The organism is Bacteroides intestinalis DSM 17393, assembly GCF_000172175.1.
Taxonomy (GTDB): domain Bacteria; phylum Bacteroidota; class Bacteroidia; order Bacteroidales; family Bacteroidaceae; genus Bacteroides; species Bacteroides intestinalis.
This window is the reverse complement of sequence record NZ_ABJL02000006.1, coordinates 128,693-151,430: the sequence shown is the minus strand read 5'-3', so window position 1 is coordinate 151,430 and position 22,738 is coordinate 128,693. Positions and strand designations below refer to the sequence as shown.

The 22,738-nt window shown below is 43.2% G+C and carries 19 protein-coding genes, 2 tRNA genes and 1 pseudogene; 16 read left to right on the top strand and 6 right to left on the bottom strand.

What is annotated here, in order from left to right:
• Window positions 1-80: 80 nt before the first annotated feature.
• The 3 genes from BACINT_RS02665 to BACINT_RS02655 form a co-directional block, all read right to left on the bottom strand.
• Window positions 81-153, bottom strand: a tRNA-Pro gene (locus tag BACINT_RS02665).
• An 18-nt stretch (window positions 154-171) separates the two neighbouring features.
• Window positions 172-244: transfer RNA gene (locus BACINT_RS02660), tRNA-Phe, on the bottom strand.
• Window positions 245-490: 246 nt separating this feature from the next.
• On the bottom strand, window positions 491-1,492 hold the full coding sequence (locus tag BACINT_RS02655) for a malate dehydrogenase (RefSeq protein ID WP_021967914.1): 1,002 nt from the start codon (window positions 1,490-1,492) through the stop codon (window positions 491-493).
• 241 nt (window positions 1,493-1,733) lie between these two features.
• Here BACINT_RS02655 and BACINT_RS02650 point away from each other — a divergent pair, with 241 nt between their 5' ends.
• The 6 genes and pseudogenes from BACINT_RS02650 to BACINT_RS24460 all read left to right on the top strand — a co-directional run bounded on the left by BACINT_RS02650 (window position 1,734) and on the right by BACINT_RS24460 (window position 5,521).
• A complete protein-coding gene (locus BACINT_RS02650; RefSeq protein ID WP_007660374.1) occupies window positions 1,734-2,582 on the top strand; it encodes a CvfB family protein in 849 nt (282 codons plus the stop codon).
• 119 nt (window positions 2,583-2,701) lie between these two features.
• Window positions 2,702-3,658: a hypothetical protein gene (locus tag BACINT_RS02645; protein WP_007660373.1), complete on the top strand. Its 957-nt coding sequence runs from the start codon at window positions 2,702-2,704 to the stop codon at window positions 3,656-3,658.
• 138 nt (window positions 3,659-3,796) lie between these two features.
• Window positions 3,797-4,150 (top strand): 50S ribosomal protein L19, encoded by a 354-nt coding sequence (gene rplS / locus BACINT_RS02640; protein ID WP_007660372.1) that lies wholly within the window; start codon window positions 3,797-3,799, stop codon window positions 4,148-4,150.
• A 348-nt stretch (window positions 4,151-4,498) separates the two neighbouring features.
• Window positions 4,499-4,681 (top strand): annotated as a pseudogene (locus BACINT_RS23515) (helix-turn-helix transcriptional regulator); the annotation flags it as partial.
• A gap of 209 nt (window positions 4,682-4,890) precedes the next feature.
• A complete protein-coding gene (locus tag BACINT_RS24465; RefSeq protein ID WP_007660369.1) occupies window positions 4,891-5,073 on the top strand; it encodes a hypothetical protein in 183 nt (60 codons plus the stop codon).
• A complete protein-coding gene (locus BACINT_RS24460; protein ID WP_007660368.1) occupies window positions 5,060-5,521 on the top strand; it encodes a DUF4143 domain-containing protein in 462 nt (153 codons plus the stop codon). Before BACINT_RS24465 ends, BACINT_RS24460 begins: the two co-directional genes overlap by 14 nt.
• Window positions 5,522-5,587: 66 nt before the next feature.
• Here the strand turns inward: BACINT_RS24460 and BACINT_RS02630 are convergent, their stop codons facing one another.
• Window positions 5,588-6,568 (bottom strand): ROK family protein, encoded by a 981-nt coding sequence (locus tag BACINT_RS02630; RefSeq protein WP_021967915.1) that lies wholly within the window; start codon window positions 6,566-6,568, stop codon window positions 5,588-5,590.
• 178 nt (window positions 6,569-6,746) lie between these two features.
• Here BACINT_RS02630 and BACINT_RS02625 point away from each other — a divergent pair, with 178 nt between their 5' ends.
• From BACINT_RS02625 to BACINT_RS24710, 9 genes are all read left to right on the top strand, one after another.
• Entirely contained in the window at window positions 6,747-7,463 is a 717-nt protein-coding gene (locus BACINT_RS02625; protein ID WP_007660366.1) for an ABC transporter ATP-binding protein, read from the top strand.
• A 100-nt stretch (window positions 7,464-7,563) separates the two neighbouring features.
• Window positions 7,564-8,823 (top strand): ABC transporter permease, encoded by a 1,260-nt coding sequence (locus tag BACINT_RS02620; protein ID WP_007660365.1) that lies wholly within the window; start codon window positions 7,564-7,566, stop codon window positions 8,821-8,823.
• Between the two features lie 27 nt (window positions 8,824-8,850).
• Window positions 8,851-10,095, top strand: a complete 1,245-nt coding sequence (locus BACINT_RS02615; protein WP_007660364.1) for an ABC transporter permease — start codon at window positions 8,851-8,853, stop codon at window positions 10,093-10,095.
• Window positions 10,096-10,176: 81 nt separating this feature from the next.
• Window positions 10,177-11,277, top strand: a complete 1,101-nt coding sequence (locus BACINT_RS02610; protein ID WP_007660363.1) for an efflux RND transporter periplasmic adaptor subunit — start codon at window positions 10,177-10,179, stop codon at window positions 11,275-11,277.
• A 42-nt stretch (window positions 11,278-11,319) separates the two neighbouring features.
• Window positions 11,320-12,648 carry a TolC family protein gene (locus BACINT_RS02605; protein WP_007660362.1) on the top strand — a complete coding sequence of 443 codons (1,329 nt, stop codon included), beginning with the start codon at window positions 11,320-11,322 and terminating at the stop codon, window positions 12,646-12,648.
• A 75-nt stretch (window positions 12,649-12,723) separates the two neighbouring features.
• A complete protein-coding gene (locus BACINT_RS02600; protein ID WP_007660361.1) occupies window positions 12,724-13,617 on the top strand; it encodes a glycosyltransferase family 2 protein in 894 nt (297 codons plus the stop codon).
• A complete protein-coding gene (locus BACINT_RS02595) occupies window positions 13,614-14,711 on the top strand; it encodes a glycosyltransferase family protein (RefSeq protein ID WP_007660360.1) in 1,098 nt (365 codons plus the stop codon). Before BACINT_RS02600 ends, BACINT_RS02595 begins: the two co-directional genes overlap by 4 nt.
• Before the next feature lie 297 nt (window positions 14,712-15,008).
• On the top strand, window positions 15,009-16,568 hold the full coding sequence (locus tag BACINT_RS02590; protein ID WP_044154678.1) for a glycoside hydrolase family 43 protein: 1,560 nt from the start codon (window positions 15,009-15,011) through the stop codon (window positions 16,566-16,568).
• A gap of 97 nt (window positions 16,569-16,665) precedes the next feature.
• On the top strand, window positions 16,666-19,365 hold the full coding sequence (locus tag BACINT_RS24710) for an endo-1,4-beta-xylanase (RefSeq protein ID WP_007660358.1): 2,700 nt from the start codon (window positions 16,666-16,668) through the stop codon (window positions 19,363-19,365).
• On the opposite strand, the gene BACINT_RS02580 is transcribed toward BACINT_RS24710, so the two are convergent.
• Together BACINT_RS02580 and BACINT_RS02575 are read right to left on the bottom strand one after the other, a co-directional pair.
• The gene (locus BACINT_RS02580; protein ID WP_007660357.1) at window positions 19,362-20,504 is read right to left on the bottom strand and encodes a DegT/DnrJ/EryC1/StrS family aminotransferase; all 1,143 of its coding nucleotides are present in this window, start codon (window positions 20,502-20,504) and stop codon (window positions 19,362-19,364) included. The two genes, BACINT_RS24710 and BACINT_RS02580, sit on opposite strands and share 4 nt — an antisense overlap.
• The gene (locus BACINT_RS02575; protein ID WP_007660356.1) at window positions 20,501-21,466 is read right to left on the bottom strand and encodes a GNAT family N-acetyltransferase; all 966 of its coding nucleotides are present in this window, start codon (window positions 21,464-21,466) and stop codon (window positions 20,501-20,503) included. Before BACINT_RS02575 ends, BACINT_RS02580 begins: the two co-directional genes overlap by 4 nt.
• A 461-nt stretch (window positions 21,467-21,927) precedes the next feature.
• On the opposite strand from BACINT_RS02575, the gene BACINT_RS02570 reads away from it, so the two are divergent.
• Window positions 21,928-22,701, top strand: a complete 774-nt coding sequence (locus BACINT_RS02570; protein WP_007660346.1) for a 5'-nucleotidase C-terminal domain-containing protein — start codon at window positions 21,928-21,930, stop codon at window positions 22,699-22,701.
• The last annotated feature ends 37 nt before the right edge of the window (window positions 22,702-22,738 follow it).

Here is a 22,738-nt window from a genome sequence, read left to right as displayed (position 1 = left end):
TTTGGAAAAATATTGTCTTTTGTGAACCGATATATAACAAAAAAGGTCTAACTCTTGTTGAGAATCAGACCTTTTTTGTGTCGGAATGAGGCGACTCGAACGCCCGACCCCTACGTCCCGAACGTAGTGCGCTACCAACTGCGCTACATTCCGATACTTGCTTTCGAAAAGTGGTGCCACCAGGAATCGAACCGGGGACACAAGGATTTTCAGTCCTTTGCTCTACCAACTGAGCTATGGCACCTTCTTCGTTTGCGGGTGCAAAGATAAATAGTTTTTTTAATACAGCCAAAGGATTTCTGAAAAAATAAAAGAAAAATCCCCCTTGCCTTCGGCTTCTGCTGACGCAAGAGGGAATCTCTGGTTAGGTTTGTGTTTATTTCCCAATAAATTATTAGCCTATTGCCTAATTTTTTTTTCCTACTGGGAAAATATATTTTTCTTATTGGGCACACATACATTTATACCTTTTTATTTTTAGAACGTTATATTAATCAATATTCGGGTTGATGCTTTTCCAATCCTTTATTTCAGGAAGTACACCCATTCCGATTACTTCGTCGCGCAGCTTGCAAAGGTGTGCATAGCTCTCCTTCAGTTTGGCTTCTTCTTCCGGAGTACCTTTCAGTTCTTTGTAATGTACGCCGTCTTTGGTGATTTCTGTTTCCATAGCCATCATGATGTGGTCGAAACCGTGGCTGTGTACATAGGTACCTGCAGGCCAGCGGAACGGTTTGCCACCCATAGCAGCGGCAATCATCTCTATGGATACGTACGCAGGGCTTTGGAAAGAAGAGCGTCCGCGAAGATTGATAATATTGGCACCACCCTTGGTTACCTTGCTTTGAATTTCAGCCCATTGCTCGGCTGTGAGAGCAGGAGTACCGATGATTTCCAACAAAGGTTTACCGTCTACTTTTGCAGTGGAAGCATAAACAGCCATTTGTTCTCCGTGGCCACCATAGGTACGGCAGTTCTCCACCTTATCGGGAGAAATGTGGAAATGCTTGGCAAGTTCGCTGCGTAGGCGAGTACTATCGAGAGCGGCAAGGGTAGTTACCTGTGAAGGTTTCAGGCCGGAGTACAACAGGGTAATCAACCCGGTGATGTCAGCTGGATTGAAAATTACCACTACATGTTTCACATCCGGACAGTAAGCCTTTACATTCTTACCGAATTCCTCGGCGATGGCGGCGTTGCCTTTCAATAAGTCTTCACGTGTCATGCCGGCTTTGCGGGCAGCACCACCCGAAGATACGATGTATTTGGCATCTGTCAGTGCTTCTTTGATATCGGAAGTGTAAGTGAGGTTCAGTCCTTCGAAACCGCAGTGGAACATTTCTTCCGCTACACCTTCCAAGCCCGGGCCGTAAGGATCATACAGACAAATGTTTGGTGTCAAGTGCATCATAATGGCAGTCTGTGCCATGTTAGAGCCGATCATGCCGGCAGCTCCTACAATCGTAAGTTTTTCGTTTGTTAGAAATTCCATAACTTTTATGTATTTAAAGGTGAATATTATTTCTCTCATTTCTGATTTCGCGGTACAAAAATAACTGTTTTCCAGGAGAATTGTTCATAGAAAAAAGTTATGGTTTAGATTAAAAAGTTATTCCTTATATCTAATCTTTGTTCAAAAGCGAAGATTAGCTGTATCTTAGCGTTAAAAATAAGCAAGCTTATTTTGTACTGCTTTCGGTTTGCATTACCTTTGCCCCAAAGGAAAAGAAATTATGAGCATCGAATTAGGAAAATACAATGTCTTGGAGGTAGTCAAAGAAGTAGAGTTTGGCATGTATCTGGATGGTGGTGAAGACGGAGAAATCCTGCTTCCCTTGCGCTATGTGCCCGAAGGTTGCCAGCCGGGAGACTTACTGAATGTATTTATATACTTGGATAACGAGGAACGCCTTGTTGCCACCACGCTGACCTCGCTGGTGCAGGTGGGCGAATTTGCCTGTCTGGAAGTGGCATGGGTAAATGAGTACGGGGCATTCCTGAATTGGGGATTGATGAAAGACCTTTTCGTTCCTTTCCGTGAACAAAAGATGAAGATGCAGGTTGGGAAGAAGTATGTCATTCATGCTCATCTGGATGATGAAAGTTACCGCATCGTAGCTTCTGCCAAAGTGGACCGCTATCTTTCCAAGGAGGCTGCCCCTTATCAGGCGGGGGATGAAGTAGATATACTGATCTGGCAAAAGACGGATTTAGGTTTCAAGGCAATCATTGAAAATAAGTACAGCGGTTTGCTCTATGATAGTGAAATATTCCAGTCCCTGCACACGGGCGACCGGGTGAAAGCTTTTATCAAGCAGATACGCGAAGATGGCAAGATAGACCTGATACTCCAGAAACCCGGTTTCGAGAAGGTAGACGATTTTTCGAAAACCCTGTTGCAATACATCAAGGATAATGGCGGACGGATTGCATTGAATGATAAAAGTCCGGCAGATGAAATCTACTCTACCTTTGGGGTGAGTAAGAAGACCTTTAAGAAAGGAGTGGGCGATCTTTATAAAAAGCATCTCATCCTCTTGCCGGGAGATGGTATTGTGTTGGTAACTTCCCCGAAGTCCTAAACTGATTAGGGAAATCCCTATATAAGAATAGAGAGAAACAAGCGGATAGGGGATAATCTTCCCCTATTTTTGTTTTCAACAAAGAATAGATATTCATGAACTAAGTAAAAAACGCTACCATGAAACGAATATTATTTATCCTGCTTGCCACTTTGAGTACTGCTGTTTGCAGTGCAGGCACGGACGCTATGAGTAATAGCAAAGTACGTAAGGAAACCCGTTTCCTCACCGATAAAATGGCTTATGAGTTGAATCTGAACACCGAGCAATACAATGATGTGTATGAAATCAATTATGATTTCATTTCCGGCATACGCTATCTGATGGATGATGTATTGTATGGCAATGAGTGGGCGCTCAATCGTTATTATGATTATCTGGATGTACGAAATGACGATCTCCGCTGGGTGCTTAGCAGCAGGCAGTATGCTCGCTTTATGCAGGCAGAGTATTTCTACCGCCCCATCTATACCAGTGGAAACCGTTGGTACTTCCGTGTTTACATCACGTATACCAATCACAATCATTTCTATTTCCCTCGACCATATCATTATCGTACCTACGCAGGTGGGCACTATCGTACACATTATAATAATACAAGCTATTATCGTGGACGTTACAAACATCCGTTCTATAACGGTTCGTACCGCATCCGTGATACTAAATCCTATACTACGCACCGCCGTTCGGATTTCGGTTCTGTAACTGTACGTCCGGGTTCCAATCGTGCACCGGCAAGAGACGATGTATACACTACCCGTCGTAGCAGTTCCAATAATAACCGCTCTGCCACTACCGGTACTACCCGTCGTGAAAGTACGAACAGTAATGCTACTACCAATACTAATAATAGCTCACGCAGCAATAGTAGCACTACGCGCAGAACAGATAACAGCACGCGCAACAATAGCGGTTCCCGCAGTAACAGTAATAATTCCCGCAGCAATCGCAGCAGTGAAACGAAAAGCAAAACGAACACTACTCGCCGTAGCACCACTACCAAGCCGGGTACGGAACGTAAAGAGAACAGTTCTTCCAGTAACACTTCCCGCCGTTCTTCGGGTGATCGCCGCTAAGTAAAAAATGAGCGAATTATTTGTGTATCTGCCGAATAATTCGTTCCTTTGCACCGCTTTCGCGCAATCGCTGTCAGGACCCAGAGAGAAGCCTGGTATGTTGCGTTGTAACGATCAAACAATTTAAGAACAATAACAATGGATTTAATTAAAATTGCAGAAGAAGCATTTGCTACCGGTAAACAACACCCGAGCTTCAAAGCAGGTGACACTGTTACAGTAGCATATCGTATTGTCGAAGGTAACAAAGAACGTGTACAGTTGTACCGTGGTGTTGTTATCAAGATTGCCGGTCACGGAGACAAGAAGCGTTTCACTGTACGCAAGATGTCCGGTACCATAGGCGTAGAACGTATTTTCCCAATCGAATCACCGGCTATCGATAGCATCGAGGTGAACAAGGTGGGTAAAGTTCGTCGCGCTAAATTGTACTATCTGCGTGCTCTTACCGGTAAGAAAGCAAGAATTAAAGAAAAAAGAGTTAATAGCTAATCTGTTATACTCTAATTTCGAGATAAAAAAGGGAAGCCGATTCGTTGGTTTCCCTTTTTTATTGCAATAGATGGTAGCTGACATTCTGTGCCTTACAAGAAGTTAACTTCCTGTCAGCAAGGAGTTGACTTCTTGCCGACAGGGAGTTAACTCCTTGTCGGCAGGGAGTTGAGAGGTTGAAATTAGAATGGTGTGAGATGGCTATCCGTACTATACTTGGGATGCACTTGTTCCGTACCAAGGCCGTAGTTTCTCCACTCAGAGGTACCTGTGAGGGGAGATACTACGGAGCAAGTGTATCTCGGGTATAGTTTAGGTATGGTGATATGCAGTAGTAAAAGGTTTGTATTGAATTCGTTTGGTTTAAGTGCGCAGGATTTGAAACTATGTTATCTGATTCGCGCCCGGCTGTGCAATAAAGCGATTGCAGTTATTACTCCTAAGTCGGTATTAAAGACGAAGCAGCGTATTAAGAATAAAATAGGTTTGTCGGGTAAGGATAATTTGGACCGGTATGTACAGCAATACTGATATAATTACTGTCTGAAGTTTTGCAAGTACTATTTTTTCGGTTGTAATCGAAAAATTATATCTTTGTAGAAAAAAGTGGTTATGCTTGAACGGGAAATCCAGAAATCAATTCTTGCTGATTTCAAACGCAAGAAAGTAATTGTATTATTGGGAGCAAGACAGGCTGGTAAAACAACCCTTTTGTTGTCACTGGCTCTTCTTCGTTTGATATGGCAAATGAAATCAATGAATCGGCTACTGGGCGTTTGATAGAATATAATCTTTATCCTTTTTCTTTGGCTGAGCTGGCTGCTGATACTTCTGAACGGGAGGAAAAACGATTGTTAGAGAATAGATTGATTTATGGCTTATATCCGGAAGTGATAACGGAGCCGGGGGATGCCAAAAGATAACAATTATCTGTATAAAGATTTGTTTTCTTATAAGGGCTTGAAAAAGCCTGATGTTATTCAAAAACTTGTTAGAGCTTTAGCTTTACAGTTAGGAAGTGAAGTGTCTTATAATGAACTAAGTAATCTGTTGGGAATAGATAAAGAAACCGTTGAAAACTATATATGTCTTCTGGAAAAATGCTTTGTTGTATTCAGACTGGATTCCTTTAGTCGAAATCTGAGGAATGAAATAAAAAAAGGAAAGAAAATTTATTTTTATGATAATGGAATCAGAAATGCAGTGATTTCCAATTTTGCTCCGTTAGAACTGAGGACGGATGCGGGTGCATTGGAGTTTAAATGGAACGCTAAGGCTAAAAGTAAGCAGCTTAAGGTTTTTATGGAAAGTTATCTAAACTCTGTTTATGAGATAATTACGCCTGAAAACTTTTGGAGTTTTGTGAGATAAAAAAATCCTCCTTTCCCGTTTTACCGGCAAAAGGAGGATTCTACTTAAAATTATGATGGACTATTTTTACTTCAAGTCTCTTAGTTCCCAGCCCAATGCACTGGCACCTAATACAGCAGCATCAGAGTCTTTCAATTCAGACATCAACAACTTGGCTTTACCTTTATAGATATTCAGCACATTGTCATCGATAGCTTTCTGGATAGGCTTGAAGATATAATCTCCGGATTTAGCCAATCCACCAAACAGGATGATAGCTTCGGGGCTGGAGAATGCGATAGCATCTGCTATAGCTTCACCCAGAATAGTACCTGTAAAGTTGAAGATATCTTGTGCAAGTTTGTCACCTTGAACGGCTGCATCGTACACATCTTTAGACGTGATGTTTTCAGCAGGAATAGAACGAAGCAAACTTGGTTCGGTACGTGCAGTTAGGAATTCACGGGCTGTACGAGCTACACCGGTAGCCGAACAGTAAGTTTCCAAGCAGCCATGACGTCCGCATCCGCAGAGACGACCGTTCTCGCGACGTATGATGACGTGACCTAATTCTCCGGCAAAACCATCGTGACCATAAACCATCTGACCGTTGATAACGATACCGCTACCTACACCTGTACCCAGAGTGATCATGATGAAATCTTTCATACCACGTGCAGCACCATAAGTCATTTCACCGATAGCTGCGGCGTTGGCGTCGTTCGTCAATGCAGTCGGGATACCCAGACGTTCCTCAAACATGGCTGCCAAAGGAATTACACCTTTCCAGGGCAAGTTAGGGGCAAATTCAATAGTACCGCTGTAGTAGTTACCGTTGGGAGCACCAATACCGATACCTTTAATTTTGTCTACGCCACCGTTGGCGATAATCAAAGGTAACAGATTTTTGCAGACTTCGTCTACATAATTATCTACTTGTTCGTGAGCGCCGGTTTTGATAGAGCCGCTTGCAATAATAGTTCCACGTGCATCTACAATACCAAAGACGGTGTTTGTTCCGCCTATGTCAATACCTACTACGTAGGGCTTTTCCATGCTTGAATTCATGATATTAATGTTTTGTTTAAAGGGTTAGTTAATTAGTTTTATGGTTACAAATTACACAAAGAAAAATGATACTTCAAAATCTTTTTGAAAAAAACTTCACCTCATTTGCAACTTTTCGTAACATAGCTGCGTCTAATAGTGAAAATTAATAAGAAACAGACTAAAAACAGAGAGATTCGTGATACAGCTGAAAGACATTAACAAGACCTACAACAACGGGGCACCCCTACATGTGCTCAAAGGCATCAACCTCGAAATTAAACGGGGGGAGTTCGTTTCCATTATGGGAGCTTCGGGTTCCGGTAAATCCACTCTACTGAATATATTAGGTATTCTGGATAATTATGATACCGGTGAGTATTATCTGAATGGTACGCTGATCAAAAATCTCAGTGAGACCAAGGCGGCTGAATACCGGAATCGTATGATTGGATTCATCTTCCAGTCTTTTAACTTGATTTCCTTTAAAAATGCAGTGGAGAATGTGGCGCTACCCCTTTTCTATCAGGGAGTGAGCCGTCGCAAACGCAATGCCCTGGCACTGGAGTATCTGGATCGCTTGGGGTTGAAAGATTGGGCGCATCACATGCCGAACGAAATGTCCGGCGGACAGAAACAGCGTGTCGCCATTGCCCGTGCTCTTATCACTCAGCCGCAGATTATCCTGGCTGACGAACCTACCGGTGCCCTTGATAGTAAGACTTCCGTGGAAGTTATGCAGATTCTTAAAGATTTGCACAAGACAGGTATGACTATTGTGGTGGTTACGCATGAAAGCGGTGTAGCCAATCAGACGGATAAGATTATTCATATTAAGGATGGTATTATCGGCAGTATTGAAGAAAATCAGAACCATGATGCTTCTCCATTCGGAAAAGACGGATTCATGAAATAAAAGAATGTACAATGTACAATTTACAACGTACAATTGAAGCTTCGCCAACATTCCGGAAGGCAAATTGTAAATTGTAAATTGTCAAATAGTAAATGAATATATGTTTGATATTTGGCAAGAAATATACGGAACCATCAAACGGAACAAATTGCGTACGTTCCTTACAGGGTTTGCCGTGGCATGGGGCATTTTTATGCTTATCGTATTGCTGGGTGCCGGAAACGGTATTATCCATGCTTTCGACCAATCTTCCTCGGAACGCGCATTGAACTCTATCCGCATTTTTCCGGGATGGACTTCCAAGCCTTATGCGGGATTGAAAGAGGGACGCCGTGTCCGTTTGGAGAATAATGATCTGGAAGCTACCGAAAAGTTTTTTCCGGATCATGTCATCAGTGCCGGTGCTACTGTACGGCAGAGTAATGTAAACGTCAGTTTTGGGCAGGAGTATGTTAATATCTCTTTGATGGGGGTACATCCTAACTATACGGAGGTGGAGACTGTGAAGACTGCAGACGGGCGTTTTATCAACCAGAATGACTTGAAGGAGCGCCGGAAAGTGATGGTTATACATAAGAAAACTGCTGAAATTCTATTCGGTAAGACTCATACTGAACCTATCGGACAGTTTGTTAATGCAAGTGGAGTGGCTTATCAGATCGTTGGTATCTATAACGACCAGGGAGACCGTGAAGCCAGTGAGGCTTATATCCCTTTCTCTACTTTGCAGATCATTTATAATAAAGGTGAACAGCTGAACAATATCATCTTTACGACTAAGAATCTGGAAACGATAGAGAGCAATGAAATTTTTGAGGCAAACTATCGTAGGGTAATTGGTGCCAGTCGCCGTTTCGATCCTCAAGATAACAGTGCTATCTGGATATGGAACCGCTTCACGGATTATATGCGGACGCAAAATGCAATGGGAATGCTGCGTACAGCTATCTGGGTAATTGGTATCTTTACTTTACTGAGCGGTATTGTAGGAGTTTCGAACATCATGTTGATTACAGTGAAGGAGCGTACTCGTGAATTCGGTATCCGTAAGGCACTTGGAGCGAAGCCGTTATCCATCCTTTGGTTGATAATTGTGGAGAGTGTCACTATCACTACTCTGTTCGGATATATAGGTATGGTGGCCGGCATTGCCGTCACGGAATGGATGAACTCAGCCTTTGGTAATCAGACTATGGATGCGGGAATGTTCCAGCAAACCATGTTCTCGAACCCGACAGTAGATTTGGGGATTGCCATTCAGGCTACGCTCACTTTGATTATCGCAGGCACACTGGCAGGATTCTTCCCTGCGAAGAAGGCTGTGAGTATCAGTCCGATAGAAGCATTGAGAGCGGATTAAGTCGAACGTAAATCGTAAATAGAAATTATGAGAATAGATATAGACTCTTGTGAGGAAATCCTCATCACGATTACAAGAAACAAAACGCGGAGCTTACTGACGGCTTTTGGTGTATTCTGGGGCATTTTTATGCTGGTGGCACTCATTGGTGGTGGCCAGGGGATGCAGCAGGCTATGAGTTCCCAGTTCGAGGGCTTTGCCACGAATTCTGCTTTTCTGGTTTCGCAGAAGACGGGGGAAGCGTATAAAGGTTTCCGCAAAGGACGCTGGTGGGATTTGGAACTATCGGACATTGAGCGTCTGCGTCATGGGGTGAATGAAATAGATGTCATTACACCGTCCATCGCTTATTGGGGAAGAACAGCCATACACGGAGATAAAAAATATGATTGTAGTGTAAAGGGACTGTATCCCGAGTATGAACATATAGAGCATCAAGAGATGGCATACGGACGCTTTATTAATGATGTGGATATTAAGGAGGCGCGTAAAGTGTGTGTGATTGGTAAACGTGTGTATGAAAGCTTATTCCGCCCGGGAGAAGATCCATGTGGAAAGTATATTCGGGTAGACGGTATTTATTACCAGGTTATCGGTATGTGCTCGTCCGAGGGGAATATGAATATCCAGGGACAAGCATCGGAGGCTGTGACTTTGCCTTATACTACCATGAAACAGGCATATAATCTGGGTAACCGGATACATGTGATATGTTTTACAGTGAAACCGAATATTAAGGTAACGGATATTCAGGATAAGGTAGAGCGCATTGTAAAGGCGGCTCATTACATATCTCCGGATGATAAGCAGGCAGTGATGATGCTGAATGCAGAGGCTATGTTCTCTATGGTGGATAATCTGATGACTGGTGTCCGGATTTTGATCTGGATGGTAGGTTTGGGTACTTTATTTGCCGGAGCAATTGGTGTATCGAACATTATGATGGTAACGGTGCGCGAACGTACTACGGAAATCGGTATTCGACGCGCTATTGGAGCACGTCCACGGGATATTCTGCAACAGATTCTTTCGGAAAGTATGGTGCTGACCACGATTGCGGGTATGGCAGGTATTTCTTTTGCCGTATTGGTGTTGCAGGTATTGGAGGTTGCTGCCAATGATCCGGGGCATATAACTACGCATTACCAGGTTTCATTCGGGCTGGCTATCGGTACATGTGCGTTGCTGATAGGTTTGGGGGTACTAGCAGGGCTGGCTCCCGCTTATCGTGCCATGGCGATCAAGCCTATCGAGGCTATCAGGGATGAATAATTGAGGTCTCTGAATCTTTAGAGAAGCCCTACAGACAGTAAGGTAAAAATTAAAATAGAAAAACAATAATATAATAATAGTATGAAAAAGTATCTGAAAATCGCATTGTTGGTAGTTGTAGCTGCCATTTTCATCTTCACGTTCGTGTTCCTTTATCAGAAGTCTAAACCGAAGATTACGGTTTATGAGACAATTACTCCGGCAGTAGCTGATCTGGAGAAAACAACGGTGGCAACCGGAAAGGTGGAACCGAGAGACGAGATCCTTATCAAGCCTCAGATATCGGGTATCATTGACGAGCTGTATAAAGAAGCCGGACAAACGATACGTAAGGGTGAAGTGATTGCTAAAGTGAAAGTAATTCCCGAACTGGGTACGCTGAACTCTGCCGAGAGCCGTGTGCGTCTGGCTGAACTCAATGCGAAGCAGGGTGAAACTGACTTCGCTCGTGTAGAGAAATTGTTTGAGGACAAGCTGGTTAGCCGTGAGGACTATGAAAAAGCTGAGGTTAGTGTGAAACAGGCACGTGAGGAGTTGCAAACAGCTAAGGATAATCTGGAAATTGTGAAGGAGGGTATTACAAAGAACAGTGCTTCTTTTTCAAGTACGCTGATCCGTTCTACAATCGACGGCTTGATTCTGGATGTACCAGTAAAGGCCGGTAACTCGGTAATTATGAGTAATACATTCAATGATGGTACTACAATCGCTACGGTTGCTAACATGAACGATCTCATCTTTAGAGGTAAGATTGACGAAACGGAAGTAGGACGTGTGCATGAAGGAATGCCGGTGAAGCTGACAATCGGCGCTTTGCAGAATCTTTCATTCGATGCTATACTGGAATATATTTCTCCGAAGGGAGTGGAGGAGAATGGTGCCAATCAGTTTGAAATAAAAGCGGCTATCCAGGTACCGGATACGGTGATGATCCGTTCGGGTTATTCTGCTAATGCGGAAATTGTACTGGAACGTGCACAGCAGGCACTTACCTTGCCTGAGAGTACAATCGAATTCAGTGGGGACAGCACATTCGTATATGTGATGACGGATAGTGTGCCTACCCAGAAGTTTGAACGTAAAGAAGTGAAAGTTGGCATGAGCGATGGTATCAAGATTGTTATCAAAGACGGTGTAGACGGTAAGTCTAAAGTACGTGGTGCAGAAAAGAAGGATAAATAAAAACCGTTGGAGTAACCTTGTATAATTCAATAATAACAGATTATGAAGAAGAACTTAATAATGGGATGCATGGCCGTCTTTGCCGTCTCAGTACAGGCTCAGGAGGGCTGGACGCTGCGCCAGTGCATCGACTACGCTATAGAACATAATATTAGCATCCGCCGGACTGCCAATGCTGCGGAACAAAGTGCCGTGAGTGTGAACACGGCTAAATGGGCACGCCTACCGAATCTGAATGGTAGTGCCGGGCAAAGCTGGAACTGGGGACGTACGCAAACGGCTGTAAAGAATGAAGCCACTGGTGATTATTCTACGGTTTATGTCAATACAAGTAGTAACAGCACCAATATGTCTGTGTCTGCCAGTGTTCCCTTATTTTCCGGTCTGGAAATTCCCAATCAGTATGCTTTGTCTAAATTGAATCTGAAAGCCGCTATTGCGGATTTGGAAAAGGCTAAGGAGGATATTTCCATTAATATTGCTTCTGCGTATTTGCAGGTGCTATTCGATCAGGAGCTATATCAGGTAGCCATCAGTCAGGTGGCATTGAGTAAAGAACAGTTGGCACGTATTGCACGTCTTGCCGAACTGGGTAAAGCATCTCCTGCCGAGGTTGCTGAGGCTAAGGCTCGCGTGGCACAAGATGAGATGAAAGCTGTACAGGCAGATAATAATTACCAGCTTGCTTTACTTGATCTTAGCCAGCTTATAGAGTTGGAAACTCCGGAAGGGTTTTCTTTATCAGCTCCTGCGGTAAAATTGGACCTGCTTCCTCTTACTCCACCGGATGAGGTTTATCAGACGGCATTAACAAGTAAAGCTGCTGTTCAGGCTGCAAAATATCGTTTGGAAGGTAGTGAACATAGTATTCGTATTGCTCAGAGTGCTTTTTATCCTAAATTGAATCTGAATGGTAGTCTTGGTACGAATTATTATTCTACTCTCGATCGTAATTTCAGTCAGCAAATGCGGGATAACTTTAGCAAGTACGTAGGACTCAGTCTTAGTGTGCCCATCTTTAACCGTTTTGCCACTCGCAATCGTGTACGTACTGCCCGCTTACAGCAGGAGAATTATTCTTTGCAGTTGGACGATGTAAAGAAGACGCTCTATAAGGAAATACAGCAGGCATGGTACAATGCATTGGCTTCCGAGAGCAAATATACCAGTAGTAGTACAGCTACCAATGCCAGTGCAGAGTCTTTCAAACTGATGAGTGAAAAGTATGACAATGGTAAAGCAACCGCTGTAGAGTATAACGAAGCGAAACAGAATCTGATGAAAGCCCAATCTGATGAATTGCAGGCTAAATATGAATATCTGTTCCGTACAAAGATATTGGACTTCTATAAAGGAATACCGATTGAATAACTTTTTTAGTGTCTTTTTCTTGAAAATCCTTCTCCGGCTGTAGGGCTGGGGGAGGATTTTCTGTATATTTGCTGCATGAGTCCTTTTATCAGCATAATTATTCCCTTTTACGGTACGGCAGACCCGGTGCTGCTGCAACGTTGTCTTGATTCTATCCGCCGGCAAGGGATGGAAGAGGGAAGCTATGAGATAATTGTGGTGGATGACAATGGAAAAGGATTAGGTGGGGCACGTAATCAGGGTATCCGTCAGGCAACGGGTACCTATCTGATGTTTGTAGATGCAGATGATTATCTTTTCCCAAATCTATCCTATTGCTTTCCTTATCTCTTGAAATATACGCCAGATGTTTGTTCTTTTCAGATGTGTGAGGTTAACCGGCCTGGCGTTATACCTCAATCTTTTAACTATAAATGGGAGGTTTATGAGTCAGGAGCCGAATATATGAGTAAGAATAACTTTATGGGTACTGCATGGAGGCATTTCTTTAGTCGTAGCTTTCTAAATATTCATGGATTGGCATTTGCCGAGTCGTGTTTCCATGAAGATGAAGATTTTGTGGCAAAAGCATATTGCTTGGCATCGACTACTCTCATTACTGATTATCCGGTTTATGCCTATTTTAGAAGTTCCTCTTCTATTATTCACGAAAGAGCTTTGCAAATACGTTTAAAGAGATTGAATGATTTCCGGGGTATGCTATACAGGGTAAGAAACTTATTATGTTCCCTTGAAAGTGATGGGAAGATTATTCCCATGCAGGTAAAAGCCTTACGTCGGCGCCTGAATTTCCTTATGATTGATTATATCCGTCAGATGTGGCGCAATAAATGTAGTGTCGGAGAGATAAATCACTGGATGAGTATTTTAAAAGCGGAAGGGTTGTTACCTTTGTCTGATGAGTGGTATTCCTGGAAGTATGGTTTGGTATATCCTGTTGTCAATGCTTATATCCGTTTGTTTATATGAGAATATTGTTACTTGGAGAATATAGTGGATTACATTGTAGCCTTGCTGATGGGCTTCGGGCATTAGGACATGAAGTTTGTGTTGCTTCCGATGGCTGCGGCTGGAAAAATTATCCGCGTGATATAGCTTTGGATCGTCCTACGAATAGTTTATATGATGGGATTTCTTGTCTTTTACGTATTTTGCGCCATTTGCCAAGTTTTCGTAATTATGATGTCGTTCAACTGATTAGCCCCTATTTCTTGCATTTGCGTAGTGAGCGTACTTTGCCTGCTTACCACTATCTGCGCAGATTTAATGGCAAAGTCTTTTTAGGTGCTTTTGGAACTGATTATTATTATATCCGCGCCTGTATGGAGACTGATACTTATCGCTACTCTGATTTTAAAACCGGTAACTGCTATCGTGATACCGATTTTAATAAAATGACTCTTCAGGATTGGTATTATGGGGGAGCTGCTCATGCTACCCGCACCATTGCCGAAAGTTGCAATGGTATAATGGCTTGCCTGTGGGAGTATTATGTTGCTTATCAGCTTCTTTTCCCGGAGAAGACAGCATTTGTACCTTTACCGATCAATCTGCATAAAATCGTTTCGCGTATTCGCACTGTGCCGGAGATACTGAACTTTTTTATTGGTATCCAGAACTTTAAAGATACTGTGAAAGGTACTGATGTCATGCTGCCTGTGTTGCAAGAAGTGCAACGCAAGCATCCCGACCTTTGCCGGATTACCGAAGTGCATGATGTGCCTTATGCCCGTTATCAGCAATTGATGGATGATGCGGATGTCCAGTTAGACCAGTTGTATTCATATACTCCTTCTATGAACTCACTGCTTGCCATGGCAAAAGGAGTAACTGTTGTGGGAGGCGGTGAACCCGAAAACTATGAAATCTTAAATGAAACGGAGCTTCGCCCCATTATCAATGTCTTGCCTGATGAACAGGATATTTACAAGAAACTGGAAGAGATTGTTCTTCATAAAGAACGTATTCCGGAACTGTCGGCGCAAAGTGTAGCATACGTAGCCAAACATCATGATCATATCAAAGTAGCCCGGCAATACCTCGATTTCTGGGAACGGCATTAATGCCCTTTATAACTCATCATTTGTTTCACGGCATGGAACTGTTTGTTTCAGATGGTGCAACAATTACCTCCTACCTTTTTCTTCTTTTTAAGCCTGTATTTGCCCTTGAATACCTTCTGTATCTTTCGGATGTAACATGAGTGAAAGAAAATGAAATGTTATTGCAGAAAGATGTAATATCAGCGAAAGTTTGTGTAAAATGATTGTAGGTGCCTTTTGATGTCTATGTTGTATATTTGCTGCAGGGAGATTTCCCTGCGAAAGAAACAAGCAAAGAAATATCAAAAAAGAAATAGTATGCAAAGACGTTTTTATCTTTTCTTGCTGGTAACCATCCTGTATAGTTGCACAGCTCTGAGCCAGGGAAGCTCAGCCGGAAATCCGGTGATGTATGCCGATGTACCCGATATGTCGATGATTCGGGTAGGAGATACCTATTATATGAGTAGTACGACCATGCACATGGCTCCGGGAGTCCCCATTATGAAATCGAAAGATCTTGTAAACTGGGAATTGGTGAATTATTGCTATGATATTCTGGCAGATGTGGATGCGCTGAACCTGAATAATGGAAAAAATGCGTATGGAAGCGGAACATGGGCAAGCTGTATTCGCTATCATAATAATATGTATTATGTATCGACATTCTCCAGCACTACCGGGAAGACCTATATATATGCTACGGAAGATATAGAAAAAGGTCCTTGGAAAACAGTCACGTTTACTCCCTCTTATCATGATCATACGGTTTTCTTTGATGATGATGGTCGAATTTATATCATCTGGGGAGGTGGTAAACTGCATATAGCGGAGTTGAAGCCCGATTTATCCGGCATCAAAGAAGGCACTGAACGTATCTTTATTGAGAATGCCAGTGCTCCGTCAGGGGATAATGTCGGTTTGCCCGCTGAGGGTTCACAGTTATTTAAGGTGAATGGGAAGTATTATTTATTTAATATAACCTGGCCGAGGGGAGGAATGCGTACAGTGGTTATTCACCGCGCTGATAATATGAATGGCCCTTGGGAGGGTAGAGTAGCTTTGCAGGATAAAGGTGTGGCTCAAGGAGGCTTGATAGATACGCCTGATGGCAGATGGTTTGCTTATCTTTTCCGTGATAATGGCGCGGTAGGCCGTATTCCTTACCTTGTTCCGGTAAAATGGGAAGATGGCTGGCCCGTTCTTGGAATAAATGGAAAAGTTCCGGAAACATTGGATCTACCGGCAAGTAAAGGCTTAATACCGGGTATTGTAGCTTCGGATGAGTTTATACGCAAGAAAAAAGATGCAGCTTTGCCGCTGGTTTGGCAGTGGAATCACAACCCGGATAATTCTCTTTGGTCGGTTGGTGAACGAAAGGGGTATCTGCGCCTTAAAACCGGACGGGTGGATGCTGATTTCTTGTCTGCACGAAATACATTGACACAGCGAACGGTTGGTCCGGTATGTTCGGGAACCACTTCTATGGATGTATCTAATATGAAAGAGGGAGATTTTGCAGGTCTTGCACTTCTTCAGAAAAAATATGGATTCGTAGGTGTAATGTATGAAAACGGGGTAAAGAAGATTGTAATGGTAAGTGCGCAGACTGATAAGCCGGAAGAGGTGGAAAGTCTGCCACTGAACCAGGATACAGTATTCTTGAAAGCCGAATGTAACTTCACGGATAGGAAAGATATGGCAGACTTCTACTATAGCCTGGATGGCAAGAAGTGGATTAAAATAGGTAGTCAGCTTAAAATGGCCTATACCCTCCCACATTTTATGGGGTACCGTTTCGGACTATTCAATTATGCTACCAAGACTTCCGGGGGGTATGTAGACTTTGACTATTTCCGTATCAGCGATAAGAAATAAAGTGATTCGTAATTATAAATAGATATTTTATATAGAAATGAGAAAGGTGAAATCAACGCTTTCCGTGGGTAAGCGTATCATTTTGTTGTCAGTTTGTATGGTAATGTTTTCAGTAACAGGATTTAGCCAGGGAGCTAAAGGTAAAAAGGTAAAGGGTGCTCCGGTATTCTCGCAGGTGGTCTATCAGGGCAATGATCGGGTGTACAGTGAGAATCCTCTGTCGCCCGGTGAGTTTTATAACCCTATTTTGCAGGGTTGCTATCCCGATCCGTCCATAACTCGCAAAGGGGATGACTATTTTCTGGTGTGTTCATCGTTTGCCATGTTTCCCGGTGTGCCTATTTTCCACTCAAAAGATTTGGTGAACTGGACGCAGATCGGCCATGTGCTGGACCGTACTTCACAGTTGAAAGTACATGATACGGGTATCAGTGCCGGTGTATATGCTCCGGCCATCAAGTATAACCCCAATAATGATACTTTCTATATGATTACCACTCAGTTTGCAGGGGGATTCGGGAATATCATTGTAAAGTCGAAAGATCCTTTCAAAGGATGGAGTGATCCTATTAAGTTGAATTTTGACGGTATCGACCCATCTATCTTTTTTGATGATAACGGCAAGGCGTATGTGGTTCATAACGATGGACCGAAGCGTGGCGAAGAACTCTATAACGGACACCGTGTGATTAAAATCTGGGAGTATGATGTGGAAAACGATCAGGTGATTCCCGGTACGGATCAGGTTATTGTAAACGGGGGCGTGGATTTATCCAAAAAGCCTATCTGGATTGAGGCTCCCCATATCTATAAGAAAGACGGACGCTACTATCTGATGTGTGCCGAAGGTGGTACGGGGGGCTGGCATAGTGAAGTTATCTTTGTGAGTGATAACCCGAAAGGCCCCTTTATCCCGGCTCCGAGCAATCCTATCCTGAGCCAGAGATATTTGGATCATAACCGGAAGAATATGGTAGATTGGGCAGGACATGCCGATTTGGTAGAGGGACCTGATGGCAAGTACTACGGTGTATTTCTGGCTATCCGCCCCAATGAAAAGGGCAGAGTGAATATCGGTCGGGAGACATTTATCCTGCCGGTAGACTGGTCGGGTGAATTCCCCGTCTTTGAAAACGGACTTATCCCGATGGAGCCAAAGCTGAAGACTCCTGCAGGTGTTGAAAATAAAACCGGAAAAGACGGCTATTTCCCTAACGGTAATTTTACGTTTACCGAAAACTTCACATCTCCGCAACTGGATTACCGCTGGATTGGTTTGAGAGGTCCTCGTGAAGAATTTATTTCAATTCTGAAGGACGGAGGATTACAAGTCACCCCGTTCCCGGTAAACATAAAAGAAGTGAAACCAACTTCGACGCTTTTCTATAGACAGCAGCATAATAACTTCTCATTTACTACTACTTTGAACTATACTCCGAAAACGGAGAAAGACTTAGCAGGTATCACTTGTGTGCAGAGTGAAAATTTTAATTATGTTTTCGGTCTGATGAAGCAAGATAAAGATTTCCATATGGTGCTGGCGAAGACAGAAAAAGGCAATACCCGCCTTCTTGCAAGTGCAAAGGTGGATATGAAGAATCCAATCCGGTTGCAGGTGAAAGGTGTAGGAGATAATTATGACTTTAGTTATTCGCTGGATGGGAATAATTTCGTGCTGCTGGGTAACACCGTGTCCGGTGATATTCTTTCAACCAATGTTGCCGGTGGCTTTACTGGTTGTCTGATAGGTTTGCATGCTACTTCTGCCAATGATATTCGAGTGAATAATCTAAAGGATGCCTATGCTGATTATTTCACTATAGGATGTGCGGTGAATATGGCGAATTTTAATTCATCTCAACAGATAGCATTGATTACTTCTAACTTCAACAGTATCACTGCGGAGAATGATATGAAACCTCAACCCACACAGCCTGCAGAGGGAAAATGGAACTGGGAAAATGCCGATAAGATTGCTAACTTCGCACGTGCCCATAAGATTGGACTTCGGGGACATTGCCTGGTTTGGCATGCTCAGACCGGAGATTGGATGTTCCATGATGAAAAAGGTGATTTAGTTTCAAAGGAAGTGTTGTTTGAGAGAATGAGAACTCATATTCACACTATCGTCAATCGTTATAAAGATGTTGTTTATGCATGGGATGTGGTGAACGAAGCAATGACAGATGATGCGAAAGCGGAGATTCCTTACCGTCAGTCTCTCTATTACAAGATTGCAGGTGATGAGTTTATTAAAAAGGCTTTTGAGTATGCTCATGAAGCGGACCCTAAAGCATTGCTTTTCTATAATGATTACAATGAAACGAATCCTGCCAAGCGCGATCGTATCTATAATATGGTTAAGAGTATGAAGGCCGAAGGAATACCCATTTCCGGTATCGGAATGCAAGGACACTACAATGTTCTTTCTCCTACGGAAGATGAGTTCAGAAAGGCTCTCGAACTTTATTCACAAGTGGTTGATAATATTCATATTACTGAATTGGATGTTCGTATCAACACTCGGGAACAAGGCGGACAGCTCAGTGTAAATCAGGAGGGTAAGAAGTTGGAACTGACTCCTGAGGCGGATGCGGCACAAGTGGCCCAGTATGATATGTTGTTCCGGGTGATGCGTGATTATAAGCATGTGATTAGTAACGTAACTTTCTGGAATGTGTATGATGGCGATTCATGGTTGGATCGTCGTTGGGGGAATCGTCAGCGTAATTATCCGCTTCTGTTTGATGAGAACCTGTTACCGAAGTCTTCATATTATAAGGTGCTGACTTTCTAAATAAAGGCGTTGATGCGGTTTATTATATGCTCTGTCTCTTCATTCGTGAGTAATGGAGAGATGGGGAGACTTAACTCCTCATTATGGATACGTTCTGTAATGGGGAGTTGTTGCATTCCATATTCCTTTTTCAACGCTTCCTGGCGATGAGGTGGAATGGGATAATGAATCTGAGTAGAAATACCGCATTGGGTCAGATAACGTTGCAATTCATTCCGGCGGGGAGAAAAGACGGGAAAGATGTGGAAGACATTGGCTTCATTAATATGATCCGTATGGACAGTACTTTGTAATCCCAAGCGTTGCCAGTCAATATTTTCTTTATAGGATTGTGCTATCTCCCTCCTTCGGGCATTATCTTTATCTAAGCGGGATAACTTTATGGAAAGAACCGCCGCCTGTAATTCGTCCAATCGGCTGTTTATGCCTTGGTACAGATGAACATATTTTTCTGTAGAACCGTAATTGGCAATGGAACGTGCGGTGGTGGCAAGTTCGGCATCATGGGTGGTTATGGCACCACCGTCTCCCAAGGCACCCAGGTTTTTGGCCGGATAGAAGCTGAAGGCTGCGGCATCACTTAAATTACCGGCTCGCAAAGCTGGGCTTCCTTTTCCTGGTAAGCCTTTGTTCCAGATGGCACCATGTGCCTGTGCGGCATCTTCTATGATTTTTAGTCCGTAGCGGGTAGCCAGATCGTATATTCCTTGCATATCGGCTAAACGTCCATATAGATGAACCGGTAATATGGCACGTGTACGAGGGGTAATCAGCGATTCTGCATAGGTGATGTCCATGTTACATGTTTCAAAGGCAGGTTCACAAAGCACCGGTTTCAGTCCGGCACGGAGGATAGAGAGTACGGTTGCGATGTATGTATTGGCAGGGACGATTATTTCATCTCCAGCATCCATGACTCCCAATTCACGGTAAGCAAGAAATATTAATGTAAGAGCATCCAGACCATTTCCCGTACTTACACAATGAACTGTATCGCAGTAGGCTGCGAATTCTTGTTCAAAACGGGCCGTCGCCTCTCCATACAGGTACCATCCCGAATGGCAAACACGTAGTAAGGCATCCGACAGTTCAGGCTCAAAGGAAGCATTGATCTTTTGCAGGTCTAAATACTTTATCATAATTTCAATTCGTAAACGTCATACATGATTGCTCTTGCACCGAAACCTTCCTTCTGGAAAAGTAATCCTTCATTCAAGATTTGTCCGCCTTGTTCGGTGGAAATACCGAAGTCGAAGTAACGCTTTTGTCCGTAGCGGCTATATATCAGTTGGTGGAAGAGCAGGTCGAGTGCTCCACATTTCTTTCCTTGTGTGGAAGCGGCGATGTATTGCACGTGGGCCACTTCGTCGGTTTCATATACTACGCAGCCGCCCAGTGTTTTAGTTCCGTCGCATACCCGGAAAAGGGAAATCTGACGGGGAAAGTTTTTGTGCAGTCGGGTGATTTCTTCCAGTGAATGTACCGGGGCAACACAATATCGTTCATGTAGGTTTTCTTCCAATATTGACCAGAAAGAGGCGAAGTCCTCGTCTTCTGTGATTGTCAGTGCACAGGCCTGTGCCTTTTTCAATTGGCGACGGCGCAGGGTGCGGAAAGGCAGACGGTCGTCCAGTGGAATTACGGATGAGATGCTACGTGCTGTAAGTTGTGCGCCCAGGCGAACGAGGATATATAAATCTTCTTCCGCCGGATAGCGGTGATAAATGTGCGGAATAGCCCGATATACTATTGATTGTACACCGCACTCCGTATGTAAATAATTCAGGGCGGTGCAGAATGCACTTTTTGCTTGCACTAAGGTAATAGAGGCGGAGAGGAGTATTCCTCCATAAGTCAGTCCCTGATGAGAATAAAAACAATCACCGGAAAGGTTGCCGGGGAGCAAGGCTGTTAATTTCTGATTACAATAAATCAGCAGGGAACAATCATGGAAACGCTCGGCATGATAGTCCATATAGTCGCGTTGCAGCATGAATGTACCGTTTTTGGAACGGCGCACGAAGCGGTCCCAGCGTTCTTTTTCTTCTGCTGAGTAGCGGACTATGTGCCAGTTCTGATCAGTTACTGTGCTTATTCCCATGTGCTTATCTGTCTTTTATATTACTTCTGGAATTCAAATATAGGTATATCTACCTGATAAATAACGTAAGTCTTGGCGGTTTATTATCAACCCCACACGGTAACTTCATTTACACGCCGAAGTAAAGCTCGTTACACGCCGAGGTAAAGCCCGTTACAATAAGCGGTAAAGGCTGTTACATGCTGCAGTAAATGCTTTTACATCTTGTGGTAAGCTGCCGGTAAATGCTATTGATTGATTTTCAGTATACTAACAATGAATTCACCAGCAATCTTTAATTCATTACTGTACCGAAACACTTTACTTCAACCTACGGGTGAAAATAATCCTTTTTTATATAGAACTTTCCGGGAATTAAAAAATATGCCTGAAAATGAAGAGGCATTTTCTTTTTTCTTCTATTGAGGTGTGATGAAAAAGGACTATTCGTTATATTTGTAGCAATTTAAAAAACAAACGAAATGAAAAGAATGACTTTGAAATTTATCCCTGCCGTACTTTTGGTAGCTGTATTCTTGCTAAGCTCTTGTAGTTCTGCATATAAGGTGACGAAGGCGGAGGGGACGATGGTGGCGGTTGACTCTACCTGGGATGTAAATCCTGATGCTGAAGCGATAGCATTGCTTGCTCCCTATAAGGCGAAGGTTGACAGTATCATGCTCCGTGTGGTAGGTACTGCAGAAGTAAGCATGGACAAAGGAGCGCCTGAAAGTCTGCTTTCTAATCTGGTAGCGGATGTTCTACGTAATGCAGCCGGACAAGTATTGGGTAAGCCTGCCGATATGGGATTAATAAATATGGGTGGCTTGCGTAATGTATTGACTGAAGGTCCTATTACCTGCGAAAATATTTATGAGATATTGCCTTTCGAAAATTCTCTTTGTGTATTGACCATGAAAGGAGTTTATCTGAAAGAATTGTTCAATAATATTGCAGCATGTCACGGGCAAGGTGTCAGTGGGATGCAGCTTCTGATAACAAAAGACGGAAAACTATTGGAAGGCACGGTTGCAGGCTATCCGATAGAGGATGAACAGCTTTATACAATTGCTACCATTGATTATCTGGCAGACGGAAACGATGGTATGACTGCCCTGCCGCAAGCTGAGAAACGTGAATGTCCGGATGGGGCTACTTTGCGTGGTTTGTTTATGGACTATGTGGAGCAACAGACTACTGCCGGAAAGAAGATTACTTCCCGTATGGAAGGCAGGATAACTGTGAAAGATGAGTAATCCAGTTTCGCAAGAGCATAATCATAAATTATAAATC